Raw genomic sequence first — 19,858 nt, forward strand, 5'->3', positions numbered from 1 at the left:
CGCCGCCGTGCCGACCGCCACGAGCCGACCAGCCATCGGCCCCGTGCCACGCCCGGCCACTCTCGCCGAACTCCCCGACCCCGCCACCCCCGACCATCGCCTCCGCCCCCCGTCCCCACCCCCCTAACCCCACTCGCCGCGGGAAGGGTGGTGGCGCTCGGTGCTGGTGGTGCGGGGGTTGGTCATCGCCGGGCGGGGGCTTCGGGGATGGTGTCCGACTTGGCAGGATCTGGGTGAAATATGCGGGAGTCGTGGCGTACCGGGAGGATGACCAGCAACACCAGGCAGAGCCACACGTACGTGTTGCGCAGCAGGAACTCCCACGGACTGTCGGTGGGTGACGGCGTGATCCCCCAGTCGTGGAAGGACACCACGCCGTACACCACGATCGCGATGACGGCGACGGTGAGGAGCATCAGTCGGCGACGTCGGCGGGCCCCGGCACCGGTACGCGGATCGGTGCCCAACGCCGCGTCGGCCAGTATCACCACCGCCGGAATGAACCAGTAGATGTGGTGCGTCCAGGTGATCGGGCTGACCAGCGCCGCCACCAGACCGGTGAGCGTCAGCCCGGTCAGCGCGTCACCGGAGTGTGCCGCCCGCACCGCCCGCCACAGCCCGTATCCGCTCACCGCCGCGACCAGCAGCAACCAGATCACCCGGCTCGGCTCCTCCGGGGCGGTGAGCCGGCTCAATAGTCCGAACAGCGACTGGTTACCGGTGTAGTCGGTACGACCGACCCGGTCGGTGGCCCACAGTTCGTGCGTCCAGAACCGCCATGAATCACCGGGCGCGACCGCTGCGGCGAGCAGCGTCGCGCCGGCCGCGGTGACACCGGCCGCCACCGCCGCCCGCCACCGCCGAGTGGCCAGCAGGTAGATCACGAAAATGGCCGGGAACAGCTTGAGCGCCGCCGCCAACCCGACGCCGACCCCGGCCCAGCGGCTATCCCGGGGTACGGCGAACAGCAGGTCGGCCAGGATCAGCACCACAAGCAGCATGTTGATCTGCCCGAAGGTGATCGTCTCCCGGGTGCTCTCCACGCCGAGCACCAGCAGCACGCCCACCGCGAGCGTGAACAGGCGGGGCAGGTGATGCCGGCGGATCACCGGGTCGAGAAGCCACTTCGTGGTGATCACCACGCCGAGCACAGTCAGACCGGTGAAGATCGTCACGGTGGCGCCCAGTCGGAGCCAGGAGAACGGGAGCAGCAACAGGGCGGCGAACGGCGGGTAGGTGAAGTACAACTCACCCTGCACCCGGTCAGGCTGCATGTAGTCGTACAGCGGATTACCGGCGGCCCACCAGTCCATGGCCGCGATGTAGATCTTCAGGTCGAAGAAGTTGTGGGTGATCCCGGGCAGGTAGAGGGCCGGTAGCGCCGCCGCCAACGCCAAGGCTCCCACGATCCGGCGGACCGTACGGCTCCCCGGGTCGTCCAAGTCGACGCAGGGCGGTGTGACGGGTTCGGCGGGCACGGGGAAGACCCTAGCGGTCGGTGACCGTGGCGGCGCGGAGCCACGAGACTTGGCCTGCGCGTAGGCTGTCCCGGTGGCTGATCTTCTCGTCTGGATCGACTGTGAGATGACCGGGCTGGACCTCGGCGGCGACAAGCTGATCGAAGTCGCCGCGCTCGTCACCGACCCCGACCTCAACGTGCTCGGAGACGGTGTCGACGTGGTGATCCACGTCGACGACGCCGCACTGGACGCGATGCCGGAGATCGTCCGGACGATGCACGGAAAGTCGGGGCTGACCGAGGAGGTGCGCCGCTCCACCGTCACCCTGGCCGAGGCGGAGGAGCGGGTGCTCGACTACGTCACCAGGCACGTCAAGGATCCGCGTACCGCCCCGCTCTGCGGCAACTCGATCGCCACCGACCGCGGCTTCATCGCCCGCGACATGCCACGCCTCGACGCACACCTGCACTACCGCATGATCGACGTTTCCTCGATCAAGGAACTGTGCCGCCGCTGGTACCCCCGGGTGTACTTCGGTCAGCCGCAGAAGGGACTGGCGCACCGCGCCCTGGCCGACATCCGGGAGAGCATCCGGGAGCTGGAGTACTACCGGCGCACCATCTTCGTCCCCCTGCCCGGCCCCGACGTGGAGAGCGCCAGGGCCATCGCCGCCGACCTCTGACAGCCACCGCGAGGTACGGCCCGTCGACGGGCCGCGCCCCGGCGGCAACCCGCTGGACGGAGTCGCCCGTGGTGGGGGTATGATTTCCCCGCACCCGCCCCGGGCATTCGACCGGGCGCGGCGGGCATGGTGGCTGTAGCTCAGTTGGCAGAGCACCGGGTTGTGGTCCCGGTTGTCGTGGGTTCAATTCCCATCAGTCACCCGGCACGTGGATCTCATCCACAGCAGGTCAGGCCCCCTCGACCCGAGGGGGCCTGACGCGTCGTGGGGGACCTGTGGGGGCGGCCTCCGACCGGGCAGAGACCGCCGCGCCGGCGTTCAGGCGGTGGGGGTTCCGCTCGGCGCCACGCCCGGGTCGGACCCCACCGGCTCGTACGGCAGGGCGCTGCCCTTGACGTACTCCTCCCAGCTGATGTTCCAGTCGGTCCAACCGTTACCGAGCTGGAGCTTGCGTTCGGTGCCCTTGACGACGATCGGGTCACCGACCTTCGTGTTGTCGAACAGCCAGGCGCCGTTGGCCATCGACACGTTCACGCAGCCGTGTGAGACGTTCGTCGTGCCCTGCTGTCCCTCCGACCATGGTGCCGCGTGGATGAACTCGCCACCCCAGGTGAGCCGCTGCGCATAGTCGATCTTCGTGCGGTAACCCTCGTCCGGGCCCAACTCCTCGAACGTGTCGAAGACCGTCTTGCGCAGCTTCTCCATCACCACCATGGTGCCGCTCGAGGACGGCGTGCTCTTCTTGCCCAGGCTCACCGGGATCGTCTTGACCTTCTCACCGCCCCGGGTGACGACCATCTGCTTGGTCCGGTTGTCCACAGTCATCACCAGCTCCGGGCCGACGGCGATGTCGACGGTCAGGTCGGCCCGGCCGTACCAGCCGTCACCGAGCGGCAGCCCACCCGCCTGCACCCGGTACGACACCTTGCTGCCGGCCTGCCAGAACTCTTTCGGCCGGTACCGGATCTCGGTGGGGCTCACCCAGTGCCAAATTCCCTCCTGAGCCGGCTCCGAGGTCACCGTCATCCGCCGTTGCAGGTCGGCACGATACTCCTCGGGAATTGCCCGACCGAACTTCACGATCAGCGGCATGGCCACCCCGACCGTCTGGTCGTCGCCGAGGAAACTGCTGACCCGTACCTGGTTCTCCGGCTGCTCCATCACAGTGAAAGCACTGGTCGCGGTCACCGGAACGCCGTCGTCGCCGGTCGCGGTGACGGTCGCGGTGTACGCGGCACCGTAGGTCAACGCCTTCGCCGGCAGCCAGCTGGTGCCGGCTGCGTCGAGACTGCCCTCGACCGTCGCGCCATCGGCGTCGGTCAACTCGACCGTGACGTCCTCGGCCTGTTCGGTGGCGAAGGTGATCTCCGTCGACGCCGGCACATCGTTGGCGTCCGCCGCCGGCTCACTGATGCTGACCGTCGCCTTCGCCGCCGGCTGATCAACTCCGTCCTGCCACCCCGGCCCCTCGTCGCCGTCCCCACCGCCGGTGCAGGCGGAGGTCAACGCCAACGTCACGGCGAGCAAGCCCGCTGCGAGCAGCCGCCGCCGGTTGCGCTGGTCCCGAACTCGCATGGTGTCCTCACAGTCGTGGTCCGCTGCCCGTCCCCATCACTGACGCACCGGTTCACGTACCCGTCGCGGCGAGTGAACCGAAACACGTGGAGCAAGATGTCAGGATAGTGACATCTTTGATCGGGTTACAGGGCCGGACCGGCGCCACCGTCCGGGACCGGCAGTGCACTGCCCTTCACGAACTCCGACCAGCTCAAACTCCACGCGGTCCACCCGTTACCCGCCGCCAACCTGCGCTCGGTGCCGGTGATGGTGATCGGATCACCGATCTTCGTACGCTGGAAGAGCCAGCGCGCGTCGGCCAGCGAGACGTTCACACAGCCGTGGGAGACATTGCGCTCCCCTTGGACATTCTCCGACCAGGGCGCCGCATGGATGTACTCGCCGCCCCAGGTGAGCCGCTGGGCGAACTGGATGTCGGTGACGTACCGATTCTCCGGATCCGGGTCGTCCATCGTGTCGAAGACAGTTTCTTCTTTCTTCTCCATCACCACGAACGTGCCACTCGATGACGGAGTCTTCTTCTTGCCCAAACTCACCGGCAGCGTCTTGACCAACCGCCCGTCCTCGTACACCCGCATCTGCTTGTCCGAGTTGGTCACCTTCATCTCGAAGGCCGACCCGATCTTGGCGGAGGCGTTGCGGTCCACATTACCGAAACGGCCGTTACTCAGCGGAATGCCAGCAAGCGCGATGCGTACGGTGAGCGTGGTGCCGGCCTTCCAGTACTCCGGCGCCCGGTAGTACGCCTGCGTGCCGTTGCTCACCCAGTGCCAGGCCCCCGGCTGCGGCGGGTCGGTCTGTACGAACATTCGCGCCTGCACCTTGGCCCGGTCCTGCACCGGGATGCCCGGGTGAAACTCCGCCACCACCGGCATCGCCACCCCGTACGTCCGGTCGTCGAACAGGTACAACCCAGAGGTGATCATCGAGCCCGGCTTGGCCATCGTGGTGAACGTGCTGGTGCCCTCGCTCACCGCCCCGTCCGGCCGGATAGCGGAAACGGTGGCGGTGTAACTGGTCGACCACTTCAAAGGTGCCGACGGAACCCACGAAGACCCGTCCGTACGCAGTTTGCCCTCGACCTGCTCGCCGTCCTCAGCCTTCAAGACGACCCGCGACACTTCACCGCCGTCCGGAAGCGCCGCGCTGATCTCCACGCTCACCGGCCGATCCTTCGCCCCATCGGCCGGGCTCACCGTCAACGGTGGGCCACTCGGCGCGCCCCCTGCCGCCGTCTCGACCGATCCGGGTGTCTGACCAGGTACGAACTCGGCTGCTGTCCGCTCCTCGCCGCAGCCCGACAACGCCAGCGACGCCACCAGCCCCAGGACGCCCAGCAACGCCCCGGTTCGCCCGAACCTGACCATCCCCACCCCTGTCCGTTGCGCATCTGGCAAACATCGTGCCGCATCGCTGTCGCCCGGCATCACCCCGGTCCCGTACTTTGCGAAGCAAATTCGCCAAATGTCCGGAATGCTTGACCGAAGGGGGGACCCGGGGATCGGATTGGAACCCGGTTCAAGGTGCGTGCTAGTGTTCCCCTCGTTGTCAGCGAGCGCCGCTAGCTCAACTGGCAGAGCAGCGGACTCTTAATCCGCGGGTTCGGGGTTCGAGTCCCTGGCGGCGCACCAACGAGCAAGGCCCTGACCTGGCAGAACTCTGCCAGTCGGGGCCTTTTTCGCCTACGGCGATGGTGGGTGGTCGCTCGGTGGGTGCTCGGGAGCCGCTGGACCGGGATGGCGTTGCCCGGGACGCGTCGTTGTTTCGTGGACGCCTGCGCTCATCGTCACTTCTGAGGTGGCCAGCCCGCGTCGGCCCTTCGGGGTCGTTGGCGCATCCGCTTCGTCCAGGGGCACGGGGCAGCACCCACGCGGGGACGATCATTGGCGATTACGCTGGCGGCGTGGGGGGACAGCCGCGGGTTCGTGTGCAGGGGGACCTCTATCACCCCGTGGTGCCGCCGGGTGCTGTGTACGTGGGGCGGCAGGGGTTCGGGTTGCGGCGTTCTCCCTGGGCCAATCCGTTCAGCATGCGAAAGCATGATCGGGCGGAGGCGTTACGTCTCTATCGGCAGTGGCTTGTGGGGCAGCCGGCCCTTGTTGACCGGGCGCGTCGGGAACTCACGGGGAAGCAGTTGGCGTGCTGGTGTCGGGTCGAGGATGCGTGCCATGCCGACGTGCTGGCCGACGTCATTGGTTGACGTGCAGCCGGTACCGGGCGGTGGGCCGTCTCGGTGCGTAGACGCCGCCGATGCTGAAGGACTGCGGTCTTGCCGCTTGGTTGCCTACGTAGAAGGCGACGTCGCGGTCGGTGGCGCAGAGCTGGGTGAGGAACTTGTTTCTCAGGTGCTCCGCGGCCTCCGCGTCGGTGAGCTGGTCCAGGCGGCGTTGTAGGGCGACGAACTCCCAGTCCCAGAGTGTCTGCTGGTGACCGCGGCAATGCGGGTCTGCGCAGCGGTAGCGGTAGGCGCCGGTGAAGCGTGGTGCTTGAAGCGGGCTGCGCGTGGCCGGTTCCAGCAGGTCGAGCTGGTTGAGGTAGCCGGCGATCTTCTTGTGATCCTCCGTCGACCAGCCGGGGTGTCGCTTGATCTGAAGAGTCGAGATGTCTGCCACGCGGATCAGCGCGATCGATTGTGCGCTCGGGTCGTCGCGTGCCTGTTTGTTGAGTCGGCACATGGAGTCTTCGACGAGTGGATCGAGGAGGTTTCGACGCGACTGCTGATCGGCGATGTGCCGCTCGGTGGTGATGGTGTCCACGATCGGCTTCCAGCTCTCGCGCCGCTGGTCTTGCCTGGCTGGCAGTGCATCGACGTGGATGATGTCGTACTTGTGGAACGTGCCGTCGTCGTCGAGGTCCCGATAGTGGACCGGGTAGAGGCGAATCCAACCCGTCCAAGGCGGGTCTATGCCCAGTGCCCCGACGCAGACCGTCTCCCCGTACCGCGCGGAGGGGTTGGGTGCCGCTTTCACCGTGATCAGGAGGCGCAGTTTTGCTGGTCGTACCAGGACTGGCTTCGGTCTCGGATCTTCGTCGGTGCTCGGTCCCCACAACGGGAGCTGTTCCAACGGAATCACCCACATCGCTAAATGCAGCTACCCAGACACATTTAGTTACATAGACAGTCTCGCATTTGGGTGGAACGAGCGCTAGCCGGCAGGGGGCGAGGGGCAGCCTCGCGGCCGAACGTCGGCTCGCAGAACTCATCTGGCTTATCACTATTAGTAACCGCCGACTCGGCGAGTGGCGCGCCATCGCCGGGGCCGGGAAGGCGGGTGTCTGGCATTTCTGGAGATCGGTGCCCGGTGCAGCGCTCTCCGTGGAGATCAACTTTCGGCGGCCCGGTTTGACCGCTTCGCTTCCTTCGTCCTTAGCTCTTCGGCTGATTCACTGAACAGTGATCTCCAAGATCGGCCCCAAAACCACGGTTTGGGTATGTGGGTGCTCGCGGGCCCGCCGACGCCTCGCTCAATGGCCCACGGCGGGCGTGGTCTCCGCTCGCGGCGGTCCCGGCTTGCGATCTTCCGGTCGGGGCATTGACCACTCTCTGTTACGGCTGCGGGAAACAGGATGTCGGACTGCCGATGTGCGGAGGGATCATCGGGGGATGGTTGACCAGGGTGCCACGCGGCAGCTGTCTCCGCGGCGGTGGCGGATCCTGTCGTACCTGGCACAGCACGGTTCCGCGTCGACGCTGGACGTGGCGCTTGTTTGTGCGGTGTCGCGGCTGACGGCTCACCGGGACCTGGTGTGGCTGCACGAGGCGGGACTGGCGAACCGCGAGCGTTCGCCGGAGGACCGGACCCACACCTGGTGGTACGAGGTCACGGCCGAAGGGACGGAAGTGCTCCGGCGTGCTTTGACGGCGTCGGGGCGGCCGGTTCCGTTGCGGTTGGGTCAGCGGTCCTCCGGTGTGGCGGATGCCCTGCTGTTTCTGCCGTTGGTGGAGGTGTCGCGGCGCGACCCGGGGCGGTGCGAGTTGTTCCAGTGGCTGGCGATGATGGAGACCTCGGCGTGGTTGTGTCAGCACGACCTGGCGCAGTTGCGGGCCGATGGGTACGGCGTCTGGTTGCAGGACGGGCGGTGCCTGCGGTTCCTGGTCCACGTCGACCGTGGCCCGAGCGGCGGTGTCGTCGCTGAGCACGAGCGGTCGACGTCAGGTCTGGGTGGTCTGCTGGCGGGCTACCGGCGCGTGGACCGGCTGGTGCCGGTCGGGGCGGTTCTGGTGATCGCTCAGGACGCCGAGCGGGAGGAACGGTTGCGGGCCGACCTGCTCCGCGAGCCGCTGCGGAATGCTGCCGCCACGACCACTCAGCAGTTGTTGTACCGCCACTGGCCGGACGATCAGGTATGGCAGGTACCGGGCGAGAGTGGCAGGCGTCGCCTCATCGAGGTCGGATCCTGACCGCACCACGTCACGACGCCTCGACCACCGCCGACCTCCTGATCCTTACGAAGGCCAGCGGCGTGATGCTGGAGTCAGCGGCGTTGGGCTGCGGTGCTACCCCTACGCTGGCGGCATGAGGGAATCCAGCGCGGACCGGACTTACGCCACGCCTGACGACCTTCCGCTGTCGGCTGTGCTACCTGAACTACTGCGGAGCGTGCGTGAGGGCCAGATTGTCTACCTGAGTGAGCGGGACGAGCCCGTGGCCGCCGTCGTTCCTCTGGAGGTGGCGAGGGCGGGATTGGCGGCCTTGGGCAGGTCCGACGAGGGCCCCGATGACGGTCCTCTTCGGTAGGTGCTGATGAACCGGCATGCGGCGGCACCTGCCGAGGCGATTCCCGACGCTATCCGGGCGGACGTGGAGACGCTCTGGCGCTACCACGACATGCGTCACGAGTTGCGGCCGTGCGACGTGGGGATCGGGTTGGGCAGCCATGACCTCGGCGTGGCTGTCATCGCGACGCGCTTGTTTCACGAGGGCCTGTTCCCCAGGATCGTGTTCACCGGCGCGAACGCCCCGACGACCGTCGAGCGGTTCCCGCGGGGAGAAGCATTGCACTACCGCGAGTACGCCGTCGAGCAGGGCGTACCCGGGGAAGCGATTCTCGTGGAGCCGCGTGCCACGAACACCGCCCAGAACCTGGAGTACTCGCGTCAGCTCCTGACCGAACATCGGATCCCGGTGAAGTCGGTGCTGCTCATGTCGCGGCCCTACCAGCAGCGTCGGGCGTACGCCACCTGCAGGCTGATGTGGCCGGAGGTCGATGTGGTGTGCGCGTCGAACCCACTCGAACTGGACGACTACGTGTGCAGCATCGGTGACCCGCGGCGGGTGGTGGACATGCTGGTCGGCGACACGCAGCGGATCGAGGTGTACGCCGAGCGCGGGTTCGCGATCCCGCAGGAGATGCCGGACGAGGTGCGGGCGGCCTTCGAGCGCCTGGTGGCGGCTGGCTACACGAGCCGGCTGATCTGAGCCCAGCTACCAGCGCGGCCCTCCCGACCGGACGCCCATCCGGTCGCTGAGTTCGACGGCCAGTCGAGGTGGCCGGGGGCGAGTGAGGATGTCCCGGACTAGGTCGCGGGAGAGCCGGTGGTAGCGTACCTGGTCGGGGCCGATGACCTCGGCGTCCAGAAGCGCCGCGAGCGCGTCGTCGATGCGGTTCCACCGGGCAAGGGCTCGGGCGGTTTCGATGGCGTGCCGAACCTGCCGCTCGACGGGCACGGTGCTGGTGTCGAGTGGGGCACCGATGGCGATGGCGCGTTGCACGTCGCCGAGTTCCATCGCCACGGTCGTCTTGTGGATCGACACGTTGGTCGGCCCGAACGCGGTCCACACGTGGTTGCCATCGGCACCGAGCCGCTGCGCGGCGGCATCGGCCTCGGCGATGTGGGTGTCGGCGGAGGCGCGGTCGGCGTCTCGGGCGGCGGCCAGCGCGCAGACGAGGTGCAGGCTGCCGTAGACCGACAGCAGCTGCGGAGTCGGCTTGACGAGCCGTGGTTCCAGGAACTGTGCCGCCGTGGCGGCGAGGCCGCGGGCTTGGGTGTACTCACCGATGGACGCCAGCGAGTGTGCGGCGGAGCGGCTGAGTGAGCCGATGACGACGTGATCGTGGCTGGTGTTGGCGGCGGCCAGGCCTCGGCTGGCGGCGGTCCACGCGAGGTCACCTTCGCCGAGCTTGGTGAGGAACAACGCGGCGAGCTGGTGGGCGTAGGCGGTCATCGCGTGCGCGCGCTGGCCGTCGTCTCCGTCGTACGCCTCGGTGGCGGTGAGGCAGTCGTGGATGAGGTAGGGCAGCCGGCGGGCGAGGGCGCCGTACCGCGAGTGCTGGTAGCCGGTCCAGATCTCGGCGACGTCGTTCTCGATCTCGCCCAGGGCGGGTGCCTCGACGTCCCCTGTGCTGGCCAGCGCCGGCGCGAGGTGACGATAGTCGTGGAGCGCGGCCCGTAAGGCGGGGATGGTCTCGCGCCCTGAGTCGTCTGACCACTCGAACAGGCTTGGCGCGCCGATCAGGTCGCCGAGGGACACGTCGAGGGCCTTGGCGATCGCGCGTATGACCGACAGCCGGTCCAGGTCGGCCCGGTTCGTTTCGATCTTGCGTAACCACTCCTGCGTCTTGCCGACCAGACCGGCCAGCACCTCCTGGGAGAGTCCACGTCGACGCCGGTAGAAGGCGACGCGCTGGCCGATCGTCATGTCGTCCGTCATCCCTCGCACACCATCACCCTGCCCGCTGAAGGCCGTCGGACCCGGTACGGATTTTCCCAGTCCTCCGAACGGACCGCCCCTACGTTCAGTTCACCCCGGATCACCGGCGTGTGTCGATGCCGGTGTCGGGATGACTGACAGGCGCTGTAGATGGAGGGATCGATGAGCGGCGCACCACACCACGGCTGGGGCCGCTGGCTCGGCCCGTCCGGGAGCGAACTGTCTCGGTGCTTTCCCTGCCTGCGTACTGCCATGAGGGCTGCGTGGGTGGGTGATCGGCGGTCTGCTCCCAGCCGCCGTGATGCGGCGGCGGGCTCGCCCTTCCCCCGGCGGGCCCGCCGCTCATCGTCGGTGGTGGGGGTGGCGGCATGACGGTGTACGTCTCGCGTAACGCCATGTCCGGCCAGGCCCGGTGCCCCGAGCCTAGGGGGACGGCCTCGGCGGGCAGGTGTGGCCCGCTGATCCGCCGCTGCTCACCTTCGTGTGGCGTCGGCTGTTCGAGCAGCAGGCCCGCGAGGGTGGTCGCCGGTGACCGGCCAGCAGCGTCGTCTTTCGGTGAACCGGCTCGCGTCAGCCGAGGTGGAACATTTGCCGATGCGTCCGCTGTGGCGGTGCCGCCGGTGTGGGCAGCCGTGGCCCTGCGGCGCGGCGAAGCTCGCGCTTCTGGCCGAGTACCGGGAAGTGCCGGTGAGCCTGTTCCTCTACCTGGGCGGCTGCCTGCACGACGCGATCGACGATCTGCACCGGCTCAACCCGAGCGTCACGGGCAGCGTCGCTGACATGTTCGACCGGTTCCTGGGCTGGCCTGCCCGCCACACCCACGCCTACCGCGTGGGTACCACCACGGCCGTCAGTATCGAGGAGGCCACCTCGTGAACGGCATCGGCCTCGTCAACGCCACCGGCCAGCCGGCGGTCGCTGGCAGCTTCCACACCCTGGTCGTGCAGCCGACGAGCTTCTGCAACCTCGACTGCACCTACTGCTACCTGCCCGACCGACGATCCTTCCGCCTGATGAGCGGCGCGGTCGCGCGGGCCTGCGCGGAGTCGATCGTCCAGCAGAACAGCGGTCATCCGGTGAGTGTCGTGTGGCACGGGGGCGAACCCACCGCCACACCCATCGGGCTGTTCCGGGATCTCTTGGCCCCGTTCGAGGAGCTGCGGAGCGCGGGGCTGGTGCGTCACGAGATCCAGACCAACGGCACGCTGATCAACCGCCAGTGGTGCGAGCTGTTCACCGCTTACGGCTTCGAGGTCGGGGTCAGCCTCGACGGACCGGGCGCGTTGAACCGGAACCGCCTTGACCGGGCCGGCAACCCGACGGACGCCCGAACCCTGCGCGGCATGCAGACCCTCGCCGACACAGGGCTGGTGTACTCGGTGATCTGTGTGGTCACCCCGGAAACCATCGACCACGCGGAAGCCCTTGTCGACTTCTTCACCGGCCTGCCCGGCTGTGAGTCGGTGGGCTTCAACATCGAAGAGCAGGAGGGCGCCGACCGAGCACCGGTGTCGGAGGATGCCTCGTACCGGTTCTGGCAGCGCCTCATCGCACGGCGCGTCGGCGGCAGCCCGCTGCGGATCCGCGACGTGGACCGGCTGGCCGACTATGTCGCCGCCACCCGCGCCGGGCACGTCGACCACGCTCCGTACGAGCCGATCCCGACCGTCTCCTGGGATGGGCAGGTGGTGCTGCTGTCACCGGAACTGCTCGGCATCACCGAGCCTCGATACGGCAACTTCATCGTCAGCAACGTCCTCCAGCAACCCATCACCGCCATGCTCACCCGCGCCGGCGACCTGGACTACGTCGCCGAGTTCATTACGGCCCTCAACGACTGCGCCGACCATTGCGCCTTCTACGACTTCTGCCGTGGCGCCCAGGCGGGCAACCGCTACTTCGAGCACGCGACGTTCACCGCCCGAGAAACGACCTACTGCCGGACCACCCGACAGGCCCTCGTCCGCGCCGCTGCGGATCACCTCACCCCTCAAGGAGGAGCACGATGACCAACGCACTCGCGGTCCTCGTCAACGCCGCACCCGAGCAACTCGCCCGCCTCGGCGTCGACCCGCAGCGGTCGGTAGCGTCGATCGACGCGGCGAAGTTCGACAACCGCCCCACCTGGGACAACAAGGGTAGGTTCGACAGTCGACCCGGCTGGGACAACTGGAACAAGAAGAAATAGCCCCGCGACGGGACGCGCGGGGTGGCGTGCCCACCCCGCGCCCACACAGGTTGAGGACACATGCGCACCACCACGATCGGCGACGTGAAGGTCCTGCAGCCGGAACTCGAACCGGACGACCTCGACACCACGACGGACTTGGCCGACAGCCTCACCGAGGTCCTGGTTGAGGGCGCCGCGTGGCACGGCTCGCACCTTGAGGACGTCAGCATCCGCAGCAGCCTGATCATTGGCGTGGACCTGAGCGAGAGCACCTGGGAAGCCAGCAGCCTCTTCGGCTGCGAGTTCACCCGTACCGACTTCTCCGGAGCGACCCTGACCGGCATCTCCATCGAACGGTGCGCGATCAGCGGCTCCCGGTTCACCGGCACCAGACTCACCGACGTGCGCCTGAAGGATGTCCTGTTCGACGGCTGCCGCTTCGACTACGCCACCCTTCAACGTGTCACCGCCTCCGGCTCGGTCGCGTTCATCGACTGCACTCTTACCAACGGCGCGTGGTCTTCCTGCCGACTGCCGCGCATGGCACTGCGATCATGTGACCTGGGCGGTCTGGAACTTGACTCCTGCCACCTCGACGGGGCCGACCTGCGGGGCAGCCGGCTCCAGGGCGTCAAGACGCCGCTGGACAACCTGCGCGGCGTCACCCTCGGCGAGGACCAACTTCCCGACCTCACCCAGCTGACCGTCGCCGCCCTCGACCTCACCGTGCACAACAACTGAAGCAGAGGAGGCGTCGTGGTCGCTGAACTCACCGGCAGCCCGGACACAACCCTCGTCTGCATTCGGGGCAACTCCGGCTCGGGTAAGAGCAGCATCTCCCGCGAGCTACGACGCCGACACGGCCGGGGCTGCGCCCTGGTTGAGCAGGACTACCTGCGCCGCATCCTGCTGCGCGAACGGGACAAGCCCGGCGGGGCAGCACCGGCGTTGATCGCGCAGACCGTTCGGTTCGCGCTGGACCACGGCTACCACGTCGTGCTTGAAGGCATCATGCACACCAGCCGCTACCGCAGCATGCTCACCGCTCTGCGGGACGACCACCGCGGCCGGTCGCTGTACTGCTACCTCGACGTGTCCCTGGCCGAGACCCTGCGCCGGCACCTCACTCGCCCGCAGGTCAGTGAGTTCACCGCCGAGCACATGAGCGGGTGGTACGCCGCCCATGACGTCCTGGGCTGGCCCGACGAACTCGTCCTACCCGAGACCACCGGACTGGACGAGGCCGTCGAGGCCATCGCCGCTGCCGCTGGGCTACCCCAGACCGGACGCGACGACGACCTGCTACCGAACGTTCCGTCCCTGTAGAGCAGCTCAGCCGGCTACTGGTATCGCCGTTCCGGCGCAACGTTCGCCAACATCAAACCCGAGTGGCCAGCCCATCTAGCACGGCGACTGCGACGACGTGCAGCTCGCCCTACCGTGCCCGCCTGAGCCAGCTCTCGATGACGGTGAAGTCGTGCTCGGTCAGCCCGCGACGTGGGTCGACCCGATGCAGCAGGGCCGGACCTGGGTGATGAGTCGACACCCACTGCTGATCGGCGTCGGAGATCTCGTCGTCGACCCAGACGAAGGGGCGTCCCTGCGCCCATTCGACCAGCCCACGGGTCTTCCAGTGCAGGACGCCGACCTCGTCGGAGTCGGGCCAGTCGACGACCGGCAGGGTCGGTAGCCCAAGCCGGGGTGCGAGCACGTCGTTCGCGTCGTTCATCCAGGTTGTCGCCCACACCAGATCGCACGGCAGGGCCTCCAGTCGGCGGCCGTGTTCCGGATCGACCCTGTGCAGCAGGGGATGGGTGTCCCGCACCGGGTTAGATGGAGACATCGAAACCTGGAGGAACACCAGCGATGCCTGCACCGAAGAAGTACCCCGATGAGCTGCGTGAGCGTGCGACCCGGTTGGTCTTTGAGGCCCGTCGGGATCCGGCTGGTGCGGTCGGCGTGATCCGGCGGATCGCCGACCAGCTTGGAGTTCATCCGGAGGCGTTGCGGACGTGGGTGAAGCAGGCCGAGGTCGACGCCGGTGTGCGGCCGGGCACGACCAGCAGCGATGCCGAACGCATCGCGGCCCTCGAACGGGAGAATCGTGAGCTGCGGCGGGCGAACCAGATCCTGAAGTCCGCGGCGTCTTTCTTCGCGGCCGAGCTGGACCGGCCGTCGCGATGAGGGTCGCGTTCGTCGACTCGCAGCAGGAACAGCATGGTGTCCAGTCGGTCTTGCGGCGTTGCAAGACACGCCCGCGGCGATCGCACCGTCGACCTGCTACGCCACCAAGACCCGTCCGGTCAGCGCCCGTTGCCGGCGCGACGAGGAACTGACCGCGCTGATCAAGCGGATCCACGCCGAGAACTACGGCGTGTACGGGGCCCGCAAGATCTGGCACGAGCTGCACCGCCAGGGCGTCGAGGTGGCCCGGTGCACGGTCGAGCGGCTGATGCGTGCCGCCGGGCTGCGCGGGTTGCTGCGTGACAAGTCGCCGCGCACGACCCGGCCCGCAGCTGAGACCGGCCGGCCTCGTGACGTGGTCGAACGTGACTTCACCGCCGTGCGGCCGAACCAGCTGTGGGTCGCCGACCTGACCTACGTACGCACCGCCGTCGGCTGGGCGTACGCCGCGTTCGTCCTCGACGTGTACTCCCGCATGATCGTCGGCTGGCAGGTATCCACGTCGCTCTACACCGACCTCGCGTTGGACGCGTTGAAGATGGCGATCTGGCGGCGCGAGCATCAGGGCGCTGACCTGGGCGGACTTGTGCATCACTCGGACCGAGGAGTCCAATATCGAGCGATTCGCTCCAGCCAGCGCCTCGCCGAAGCCGGCGCCGTGGCCTCCGTCGGGTCCAAGGGCGACTCGTACGACAACGCGATGGCCGAAGCGTTCAACTCGTTGTACAAGGCCGAACTCGTCCGCAACCAAGGCCCGTGGCGCGGACTCGACGACCTGGAGATGGCCACCATCGAGTACATCGACTGGTACAACAACCGCCGGCTGCACGGCGAACTCGGACACGTCCCACCCGCCGAACACGAGACGCTACACGCGATGACCCACCCGGTCACCGCACCCCTGAAAACCAGCTAACCAACTCTCCACCAAACCCGGGGCTCGACACCGCACTGTTTGACCGGTTCCTCGGGTGGCCCACCCGTACCCACGGCTACCGAGCCAACCCCGCCGCGGCGATCGGGAACGAGGAGATGTCGTGAACGGCATCGGCCTCATCAGCGTCAATCGTCAGCCGGCGATCGCCAGCAGGTTCCACACACTGGTCGTGCAGCCCACCAGCTTCTGCAACCTCGACTGCACCTACCGCTACAGATCTTGAATGGCTGGGTCATCCGGTCAGCGTCGTGTGGCACGGCGAGCCCCTTCGGGCCGCGGCGACCCGCCGAACCAGTCGGGGATCGACACCTCGCCCAGGCGCTCCGGCTCGACGAACTTGCACTGATTCCTGTTGACCTCATCCAGGGTCCAGGTGCTTCGATGACAGCCATGGATCTTGACGGTTTGCGCATCGCTGTCACGGGCGCGGCACGTGGCACGGGTCGACTTCTTGCCGAGGCGTTCGCTGAACGCGGTGCACACGTCTACCTCGCGGCCCGTAATGTAGTGGCCGCCCGGCAGGTTGCAGCTGTGATCAGTCAGCGGGATGCGGGGCGAGCGGATGCGTTTCATGTGACCTTGCCGCACCGGATTCGGTTCGTGGTTTCGCCACGTCCTTGGCGGACCAGACGAACTACCTCGACGTACTGATCAACAACGGTGCCGCGTACATCGAAGGCGACGACCTGGCCGACGTAGGACGCCACGATCGAAAGCGTGATGGCCGCGGGCGGGACCGGCACCGTGCTGCTGATCCCGCCGGACTTCGTGCAGAACGGGCCACGGCAGGCAGACGGCGACCTTACTGCGCAGTCGGTCATCGACTGCGTGGCATTCGCAGTTGGTCAGCCAAGGGCTGCTTCATCCGGGAGTTCACTTCGAGCAGGTACAGACCTCACACTTCTGAACGCCCGCCGCGGTTGTTCGCCCGAGAAGGTGTGGCGCGTCGCCCCGAGCCTGTCGGGGGCGGACCCTGCTGATGGGTCCACCCCCGCATACCTCGCCCCGGCGGGTCGACCCGCCCCCAGCTGCGACTACTCGGACTTGCCGAATGCGTCGACGCCGGTCAGCTCGGCAGAGAGCACCCAGAGTCGCTCGGCGGCCTCGCGGTCGGCCGGGTCTTCGAACGTCTTGAACACCGTGCACGTCTGGCAGTAGCCGCCGCCAGTGTCCGCCAGTCGCGGCGACGTCGCGGCCCAGACCTGGGTCGCGGCGCCCTGCTCGGGTGCCCGGAACTCGGGCAGCAGTGCGGTGCCGTTCTCGTCGATCCAACCTGCGCCGACCATCTCCTCCTTGGTGAGGTGCCGCTGCAACGGGGTGAGGATGTACCCGGGATTCACGGAGAAGGCCCGCACCCCGGCCGCCCGGCCCAGCCGGTCGAGTTCGGCGGCGAAGAGGATGTTCGCCGACTTCGACTGGCTGTAAGCGGCCCACTTGTCGTAGCTGTTCTCGAAGTGCACGTCGTCCCAGTTGATGCGCGGGGTCTCACCGGCGCCGGAGGCGACGACGACGACTCGTGCGCCGCCGCCGGCGGTGAGTGCCGGCCAGAGCCGGTTGACCAGGGCGAAGTGCCCCAGGTGGTTGGTCGCGAACTGGGCCTCCCAGCCCTCACCCACCCGGGTCAGGGGGGTGGCCATGATGCCCGCGTTGTTGATCAGGATGTCGATGGGGTGACCTGCGGCGAGGACCCGGTCGGCGAAGTGCCGGACGCTGTCGAGGTCGGCGAGGTCGAGTTCGTCGACCTCCACTCCGGCGATCCCCGCGACCGCCTCCCGCGCGACGTCCGCACGTCGGGCTGGAACGAGAACCCGCGCGCCGGCGGCGGCGAGGGCACGGGTGGTCGCCAGGCCCAGGCCGGAGTATCCGCCGGTGACGATCGCGAATGTGCCGGAGAGGTCGATGCCGGAGAGCACCTCGGTCGCCGTGCTGTCGATCCCGAAACCCAGGTCGTCAGTTTGATCAGAAAGAGTCATCTTCAACTTCCGGTAGGGCACCGCTACTGCTGGCGCGGGGTCAGGCGGGGTTCTCGACGCGGTAGAGCCGCTGCGTCATTCGTGGGAACAGCAGTCCCTGCAGAATGCCGATGCTGGCAGCCACCGCCGAGGTGAGCGTCACCAATAGGTGAAGCACCGTGAATTGTAGTCCAAAAAGGATCCCGTGGTGGCGGTAGGCGTAGCCGTAGGTGCGCTTGTCGAGCCCGATGGCGATACCGGTCAGTACTATCGCGGCGAGCAGCGCCCAGGGTCCGACGAGCACCGAGGAGACGAGCGCGATCACCGCCGCGAGCAGGAAGGCACTGCCCAGTGCCCGATATCCGGTGCCGGCACCACCCGGAAGCTTGTTCAGCCGCAACCAGTTCGGCGCACCGAGCCGGGTACGGTTGAACACCTTGGTCAGCATCACCCGCAGCGTGCCGTCGTGGTCGTGCCGTCCCCGGATGGTGGGTACGGCCTTGACCTCGTACCGGGCGTTGAGCCGGAAGCCGTAGTCCTGCTCCTCGGTCCAGCGGAGCCGGTCGTTGAACTCGCCGATCTCAAGGAACGTAGCCTTCTTTATCGCGAAGAGAGCCGAGTGCAGACCCGGGATGGCGCCTTCGACCTCGCAGAACCAGACGTACTGTTGGATGGCGCGGTAACGCTTCACCAGGCTGTCGGGAAACATCGGTTCGGCCCGGTACATGCCGCAGATCGCGCCGAGTCGCGGCTCATCCCGCAGATGTTCGACGGCCCGCTCGACCGCGTCGGGATCGAGCGCGACATCGGAGTCCACAAAGAACAACACTTCACCCCTGGCGTGTCGGGCGCCCAGGTTCCGCGCTGTGGAGACACCGCTGTTCACCGGCACCTGCAGCACCGTGACGTCGAGTGCCTCGGCGATCGCCACCGAGTCGTCCGTGCTCGCGTCGTCGGCCACTATCACCTCGACGGCCGGGTACGTCTGGTTCTTCGCGGCTCTGATGCACTCGCCGATGGTGCTGGCGTAGTTGTAGTTCGGGATGATCACGGAGACGAGTGGCTGATCATTCATCGGGCTCCAACCCTTCTTTGTCCCATCGGTGTTGCCGTGCCGCCGCGCGTCCGCGGAGGGTGGTGAAGAGAACCTCGTACGCGTCCAGCGACGCCGCCATGGAGAAACGCGCCCGGGCTGCCCGGGCCTTCTCCTCCTTCCACTGCCGTGGCTCCGCCGCCAGTTCCGAGATGGCCCGCTCAAGCGCGTGTGGATCCCGAGGCGGAACCACTCGGCCGAACCCGGTCGCGGCGACCGGATACCGGTTGCCGGGAAGATCAGTCGTCACCGACGGGATGCCGCTCATCATCGCCTCGGCCAGTACGGTGCCGAACGAACTGGTGACCGCCGGCAACGCGAACACGTCGACCGAGGCGTAGAAGTCGTTCACCTCCCGGCCGCGCAGTTCACCGAGGATCCGTACCCGACAGTCCCGGTCGATCTCGGACTGCACCGCCGTGAGAACGCCACCGTCGACCTCGTGGTATTTGCCCGCGATCAGCAGTCGGGCGTCGGGATCGACGATCCGCTGGAACGCCCGGACCAGGTAGCCGATGCCCTTGTCCGCCACGATCCGGCCCAGGAAACCGACGTGCAGGCCGCCGGTCTCCCGGTATCGGGGCTCACCGCCCCGCCGGTCCAGGCACGGCGGGGCGATGGGGGTGAAGTTCCGATTACGGATGATCGGCCAGAACCGCGATGCGTACGCCTGGTCGTGGCTGCCCGCCACCACGGCGGCGGAGCGGCGGATGGCCGCTCGGGAGGCGATGTCCGAGGCGCGGGTGAAAGCCCGGCCCGACCAGCCTGCCGGCAGGTCCGGGTCGCTGTGCAGCATGCTCACCACCGGTACGCGCCGGGCTAGCGGTATCAGCAGGGCCGCCTCCGGCATCGGCAGGTTGAGGTGCAGCAGGGACGAGCTACGCGCCAGCTGACCGGCCAGGATCGGGTAGTGGGGGGCGACGAATGCCCGGTTTGCCAGCATCAGCATCGGGGACCGGTAGATGTCCACGCCACCGGCGGTGTCCCGCAGCGGCAGCTCAGGATCGTGCTGGGCGGTGACGACAGCGACCCGCCAACCCCGATTGGCCATTCCCTCGGCGATGCTGCGTGCGGTCTGCGTGAAGCCACTGATGTGCGGCTCGTAGCAGGTGGCCGCTAACGTCAGATCGTATTTCCTGTCCGGCATGG

General features: G+C 67.7%; 17 protein-coding genes, 2 tRNA genes and 4 pseudogenes. 14 read left to right on the plus strand and 9 right to left on the minus strand.

Translation table 11 applies throughout. From position 1 onward, the window contains the following. Window positions 1-182 precede the first annotated feature (182 nt). Window positions 183-1,478 (minus strand): glycosyltransferase 87 family protein, encoded by a 1,296-nt coding sequence (locus HCA58_RS17320; protein ID WP_169598879.1) that lies wholly within the window; start codon window positions 1,476-1,478, stop codon window positions 183-185. 73 nt (window positions 1,479-1,551) lie between these two features. Between HCA58_RS17320 and orn the strand changes: the two genes are divergently transcribed. Both orn and HCA58_RS17330 read left to right on the plus strand, forming a co-directional pair. Continuing rightward, complete coding sequence (gene orn, locus HCA58_RS17325; RefSeq protein WP_169598880.1) at window positions 1,552-2,142, plus strand: oligoribonuclease; 591 nt, start codon at window positions 1,552-1,554, stop codon at window positions 2,140-2,142. Between the two features lie 129 nt (window positions 2,143-2,271). Further along, window positions 2,272-2,344: transfer RNA gene (locus HCA58_RS17330), tRNA-His, on the plus strand. A 116-nt stretch (window positions 2,345-2,460) separates the two neighbouring features. On the opposite strand, the gene HCA58_RS17335 is transcribed toward HCA58_RS17330, so the two are convergent. After that, a complete protein-coding gene (locus HCA58_RS17335) occupies window positions 2,461-3,717 on the minus strand; it encodes an Ig-like domain-containing protein (protein ID WP_169598881.1) in 1,257 nt (418 codons plus the stop codon). A gap of 125 nt (window positions 3,718-3,842) precedes the next feature. Further along, window positions 3,843-5,087: an Ig-like domain-containing protein gene (locus HCA58_RS17340; protein ID WP_169598882.1), complete on the minus strand. Its 1,245-nt coding sequence runs from the start codon at window positions 5,085-5,087 to the stop codon at window positions 3,843-3,845. 188 nt (window positions 5,088-5,275) lie between these two features. Between HCA58_RS17340 and HCA58_RS17345 the strand changes: the two genes are divergently transcribed. Beyond that, a tRNA-Lys gene (locus HCA58_RS17345) sits at window positions 5,276-5,351 on the plus strand. Between the two features lie 558 nt (window positions 5,352-5,909). On the opposite strand, the gene HCA58_RS17355 is transcribed toward HCA58_RS17345, so the two are convergent. Continuing rightward, complete coding sequence (locus HCA58_RS17355) at window positions 5,910-6,800, minus strand: hypothetical protein (protein ID WP_169598884.1); 891 nt, start codon at window positions 6,798-6,800, stop codon at window positions 5,910-5,912. 524 nt (window positions 6,801-7,324) lie between these two features. Here HCA58_RS17355 and HCA58_RS23205 point away from each other — a divergent pair. Together HCA58_RS23205 and HCA58_RS17365 are read left to right on the plus strand one after the other, a co-directional pair. Beyond that, complete coding sequence (locus HCA58_RS23205) at window positions 7,325-8,122, plus strand: DeoR family transcriptional regulator (RefSeq protein ID WP_240956373.1); 798 nt, start codon at window positions 7,325-7,327, stop codon at window positions 8,120-8,122. A 337-nt stretch (window positions 8,123-8,459) separates the two neighbouring features. Further along, the gene (locus HCA58_RS17365) at window positions 8,460-9,140 is read left to right on the plus strand and encodes a YdcF family protein (protein WP_346776027.1); all 681 of its coding nucleotides are present in this window, start codon (window positions 8,460-8,462) and stop codon (window positions 9,138-9,140) included. 6 nt (window positions 9,141-9,146) lie between these two features. On the opposite strand, the gene HCA58_RS17370 is transcribed toward HCA58_RS17365, so the two are convergent. Beyond that, the gene (locus tag HCA58_RS17370) at window positions 9,147-10,373 is read right to left on the minus strand and encodes a helix-turn-helix transcriptional regulator (protein WP_205808883.1); all 1,227 of its coding nucleotides are present in this window, start codon (window positions 10,371-10,373) and stop codon (window positions 9,147-9,149) included. A gap of 368 nt (window positions 10,374-10,741) precedes the next feature. On the opposite strand from HCA58_RS17370, the pseudogene amcA (HCA58_RS24085) reads away from it, so the two are divergent. The 6 genes and pseudogenes from amcA (HCA58_RS24085) to HCA58_RS17395 all read left to right on the plus strand — a co-directional run bounded on the left by amcA (HCA58_RS24085) (window position 10,742) and on the right by HCA58_RS17395 (window position 13,869). Next, a pseudogene (gene amcA / locus HCA58_RS24085) lies at window positions 10,742-10,905 on the plus strand (multiple cyclophane-containing RiPP AmcA). Further along, window positions 10,902-11,249: a hypothetical protein gene (locus HCA58_RS17375; protein WP_169598886.1), complete on the plus strand. Its 348-nt coding sequence runs from the start codon at window positions 10,902-10,904 to the stop codon at window positions 11,247-11,249. The pseudogene amcA (HCA58_RS24085) and the gene HCA58_RS17375 overlap by 4 nt, the downstream one beginning before the upstream one ends. Beyond that, complete coding sequence (amcB, locus tag HCA58_RS17380; RefSeq protein WP_169598887.1) at window positions 11,246-12,382, plus strand: cyclophane-forming radical SAM peptide maturase AmcB; 1,137 nt, start codon at window positions 11,246-11,248, stop codon at window positions 12,380-12,382. The genes HCA58_RS17375 and amcB overlap by 4 nt, the downstream gene beginning before the upstream one ends. After that, window positions 12,379-12,561, plus strand: coding sequence for a multiple cyclophane-containing RiPP AmcA (gene amcA, locus HCA58_RS17385; protein WP_018789098.1), 183 nt, complete (start codon window positions 12,379-12,381; stop codon window positions 12,559-12,561). The genes amcB and amcA (HCA58_RS17385) overlap by 4 nt, the downstream gene beginning before the upstream one ends. Before the next feature lie 60 nt (window positions 12,562-12,621). After that, the gene (locus tag HCA58_RS17390; RefSeq protein WP_169598888.1) at window positions 12,622-13,284 is read left to right on the plus strand and encodes a pentapeptide repeat-containing protein; all 663 of its coding nucleotides are present in this window, start codon (window positions 12,622-12,624) and stop codon (window positions 13,282-13,284) included. A 15-nt stretch (window positions 13,285-13,299) separates the two neighbouring features. Continuing rightward, the gene (locus HCA58_RS17395) at window positions 13,300-13,869 is read left to right on the plus strand and encodes a kinase (protein ID WP_169598889.1); all 570 of its coding nucleotides are present in this window, start codon (window positions 13,300-13,302) and stop codon (window positions 13,867-13,869) included. A 109-nt stretch (window positions 13,870-13,978) separates the two neighbouring features. Here HCA58_RS17395 and HCA58_RS17400 read toward each other — a convergent pair whose 3' ends face one another. Continuing rightward, the gene (locus HCA58_RS17400; RefSeq protein ID WP_169598890.1) at window positions 13,979-14,419 is read right to left on the minus strand and encodes a hypothetical protein; all 441 of its coding nucleotides are present in this window, start codon (window positions 14,417-14,419) and stop codon (window positions 13,979-13,981) included. On the opposite strand from HCA58_RS17400, the pseudogene HCA58_RS17405 reads away from it, so the two are divergent. From HCA58_RS17405 to HCA58_RS17415, 3 pseudogenes are all read left to right on the plus strand, one after another. Next, window positions 14,410-15,643 (plus strand): annotated as a pseudogene (locus HCA58_RS17405) (IS3 family transposase). The gene HCA58_RS17400 and the pseudogene HCA58_RS17405 sit on opposite strands and share 10 nt — an antisense overlap. A 121-nt stretch (window positions 15,644-15,764) precedes the next feature. After that, a pseudogene (locus tag HCA58_RS23915) lies at window positions 15,765-15,878 on the plus strand (radical SAM protein); the annotation flags it as partial. A 176-nt stretch (window positions 15,879-16,054) separates the two neighbouring features. Continuing rightward, a pseudogene (locus tag HCA58_RS17415) lies at window positions 16,055-16,644 on the plus strand (SDR family oxidoreductase). A 54-nt stretch (window positions 16,645-16,698) separates the two neighbouring features. Here HCA58_RS17415 and HCA58_RS17420 read toward each other — a convergent pair. Genes HCA58_RS17420 through HCA58_RS17430 form a run of 3 tightly spaced genes read right to left on the minus strand, consistent with a single transcriptional unit; the run spans window position 16,699 to window position 19,856 of the window. Further along, window positions 16,699-17,658 (minus strand): oxidoreductase, encoded by a 960-nt coding sequence (locus tag HCA58_RS17420; protein WP_346776028.1) that lies wholly within the window; start codon window positions 17,656-17,658, stop codon window positions 16,699-16,701. Between the two features lie 19 nt (window positions 17,659-17,677). After that, the gene (locus HCA58_RS17425; protein ID WP_169598891.1) at window positions 17,678-18,691 is read right to left on the minus strand and encodes a glycosyltransferase family 2 protein; all 1,014 of its coding nucleotides are present in this window, start codon (window positions 18,689-18,691) and stop codon (window positions 17,678-17,680) included. After that, window positions 18,684-19,856, minus strand: a complete 1,173-nt coding sequence (locus HCA58_RS17430) for a glycosyltransferase family 4 protein (protein ID WP_169598892.1) — start codon at window positions 19,854-19,856, stop codon at window positions 18,684-18,686. Before HCA58_RS17430 ends, HCA58_RS17425 begins: the two co-directional genes overlap by 8 nt. Window positions 19,857-19,858 lie beyond the last annotated feature (2 nt).

This window comes from Micromonospora sp. HNM0581 (genome assembly GCF_012726175.1).
Lineage (GTDB): Bacteria > Actinomycetota > Actinomycetes > Mycobacteriales > Micromonosporaceae > Micromonospora.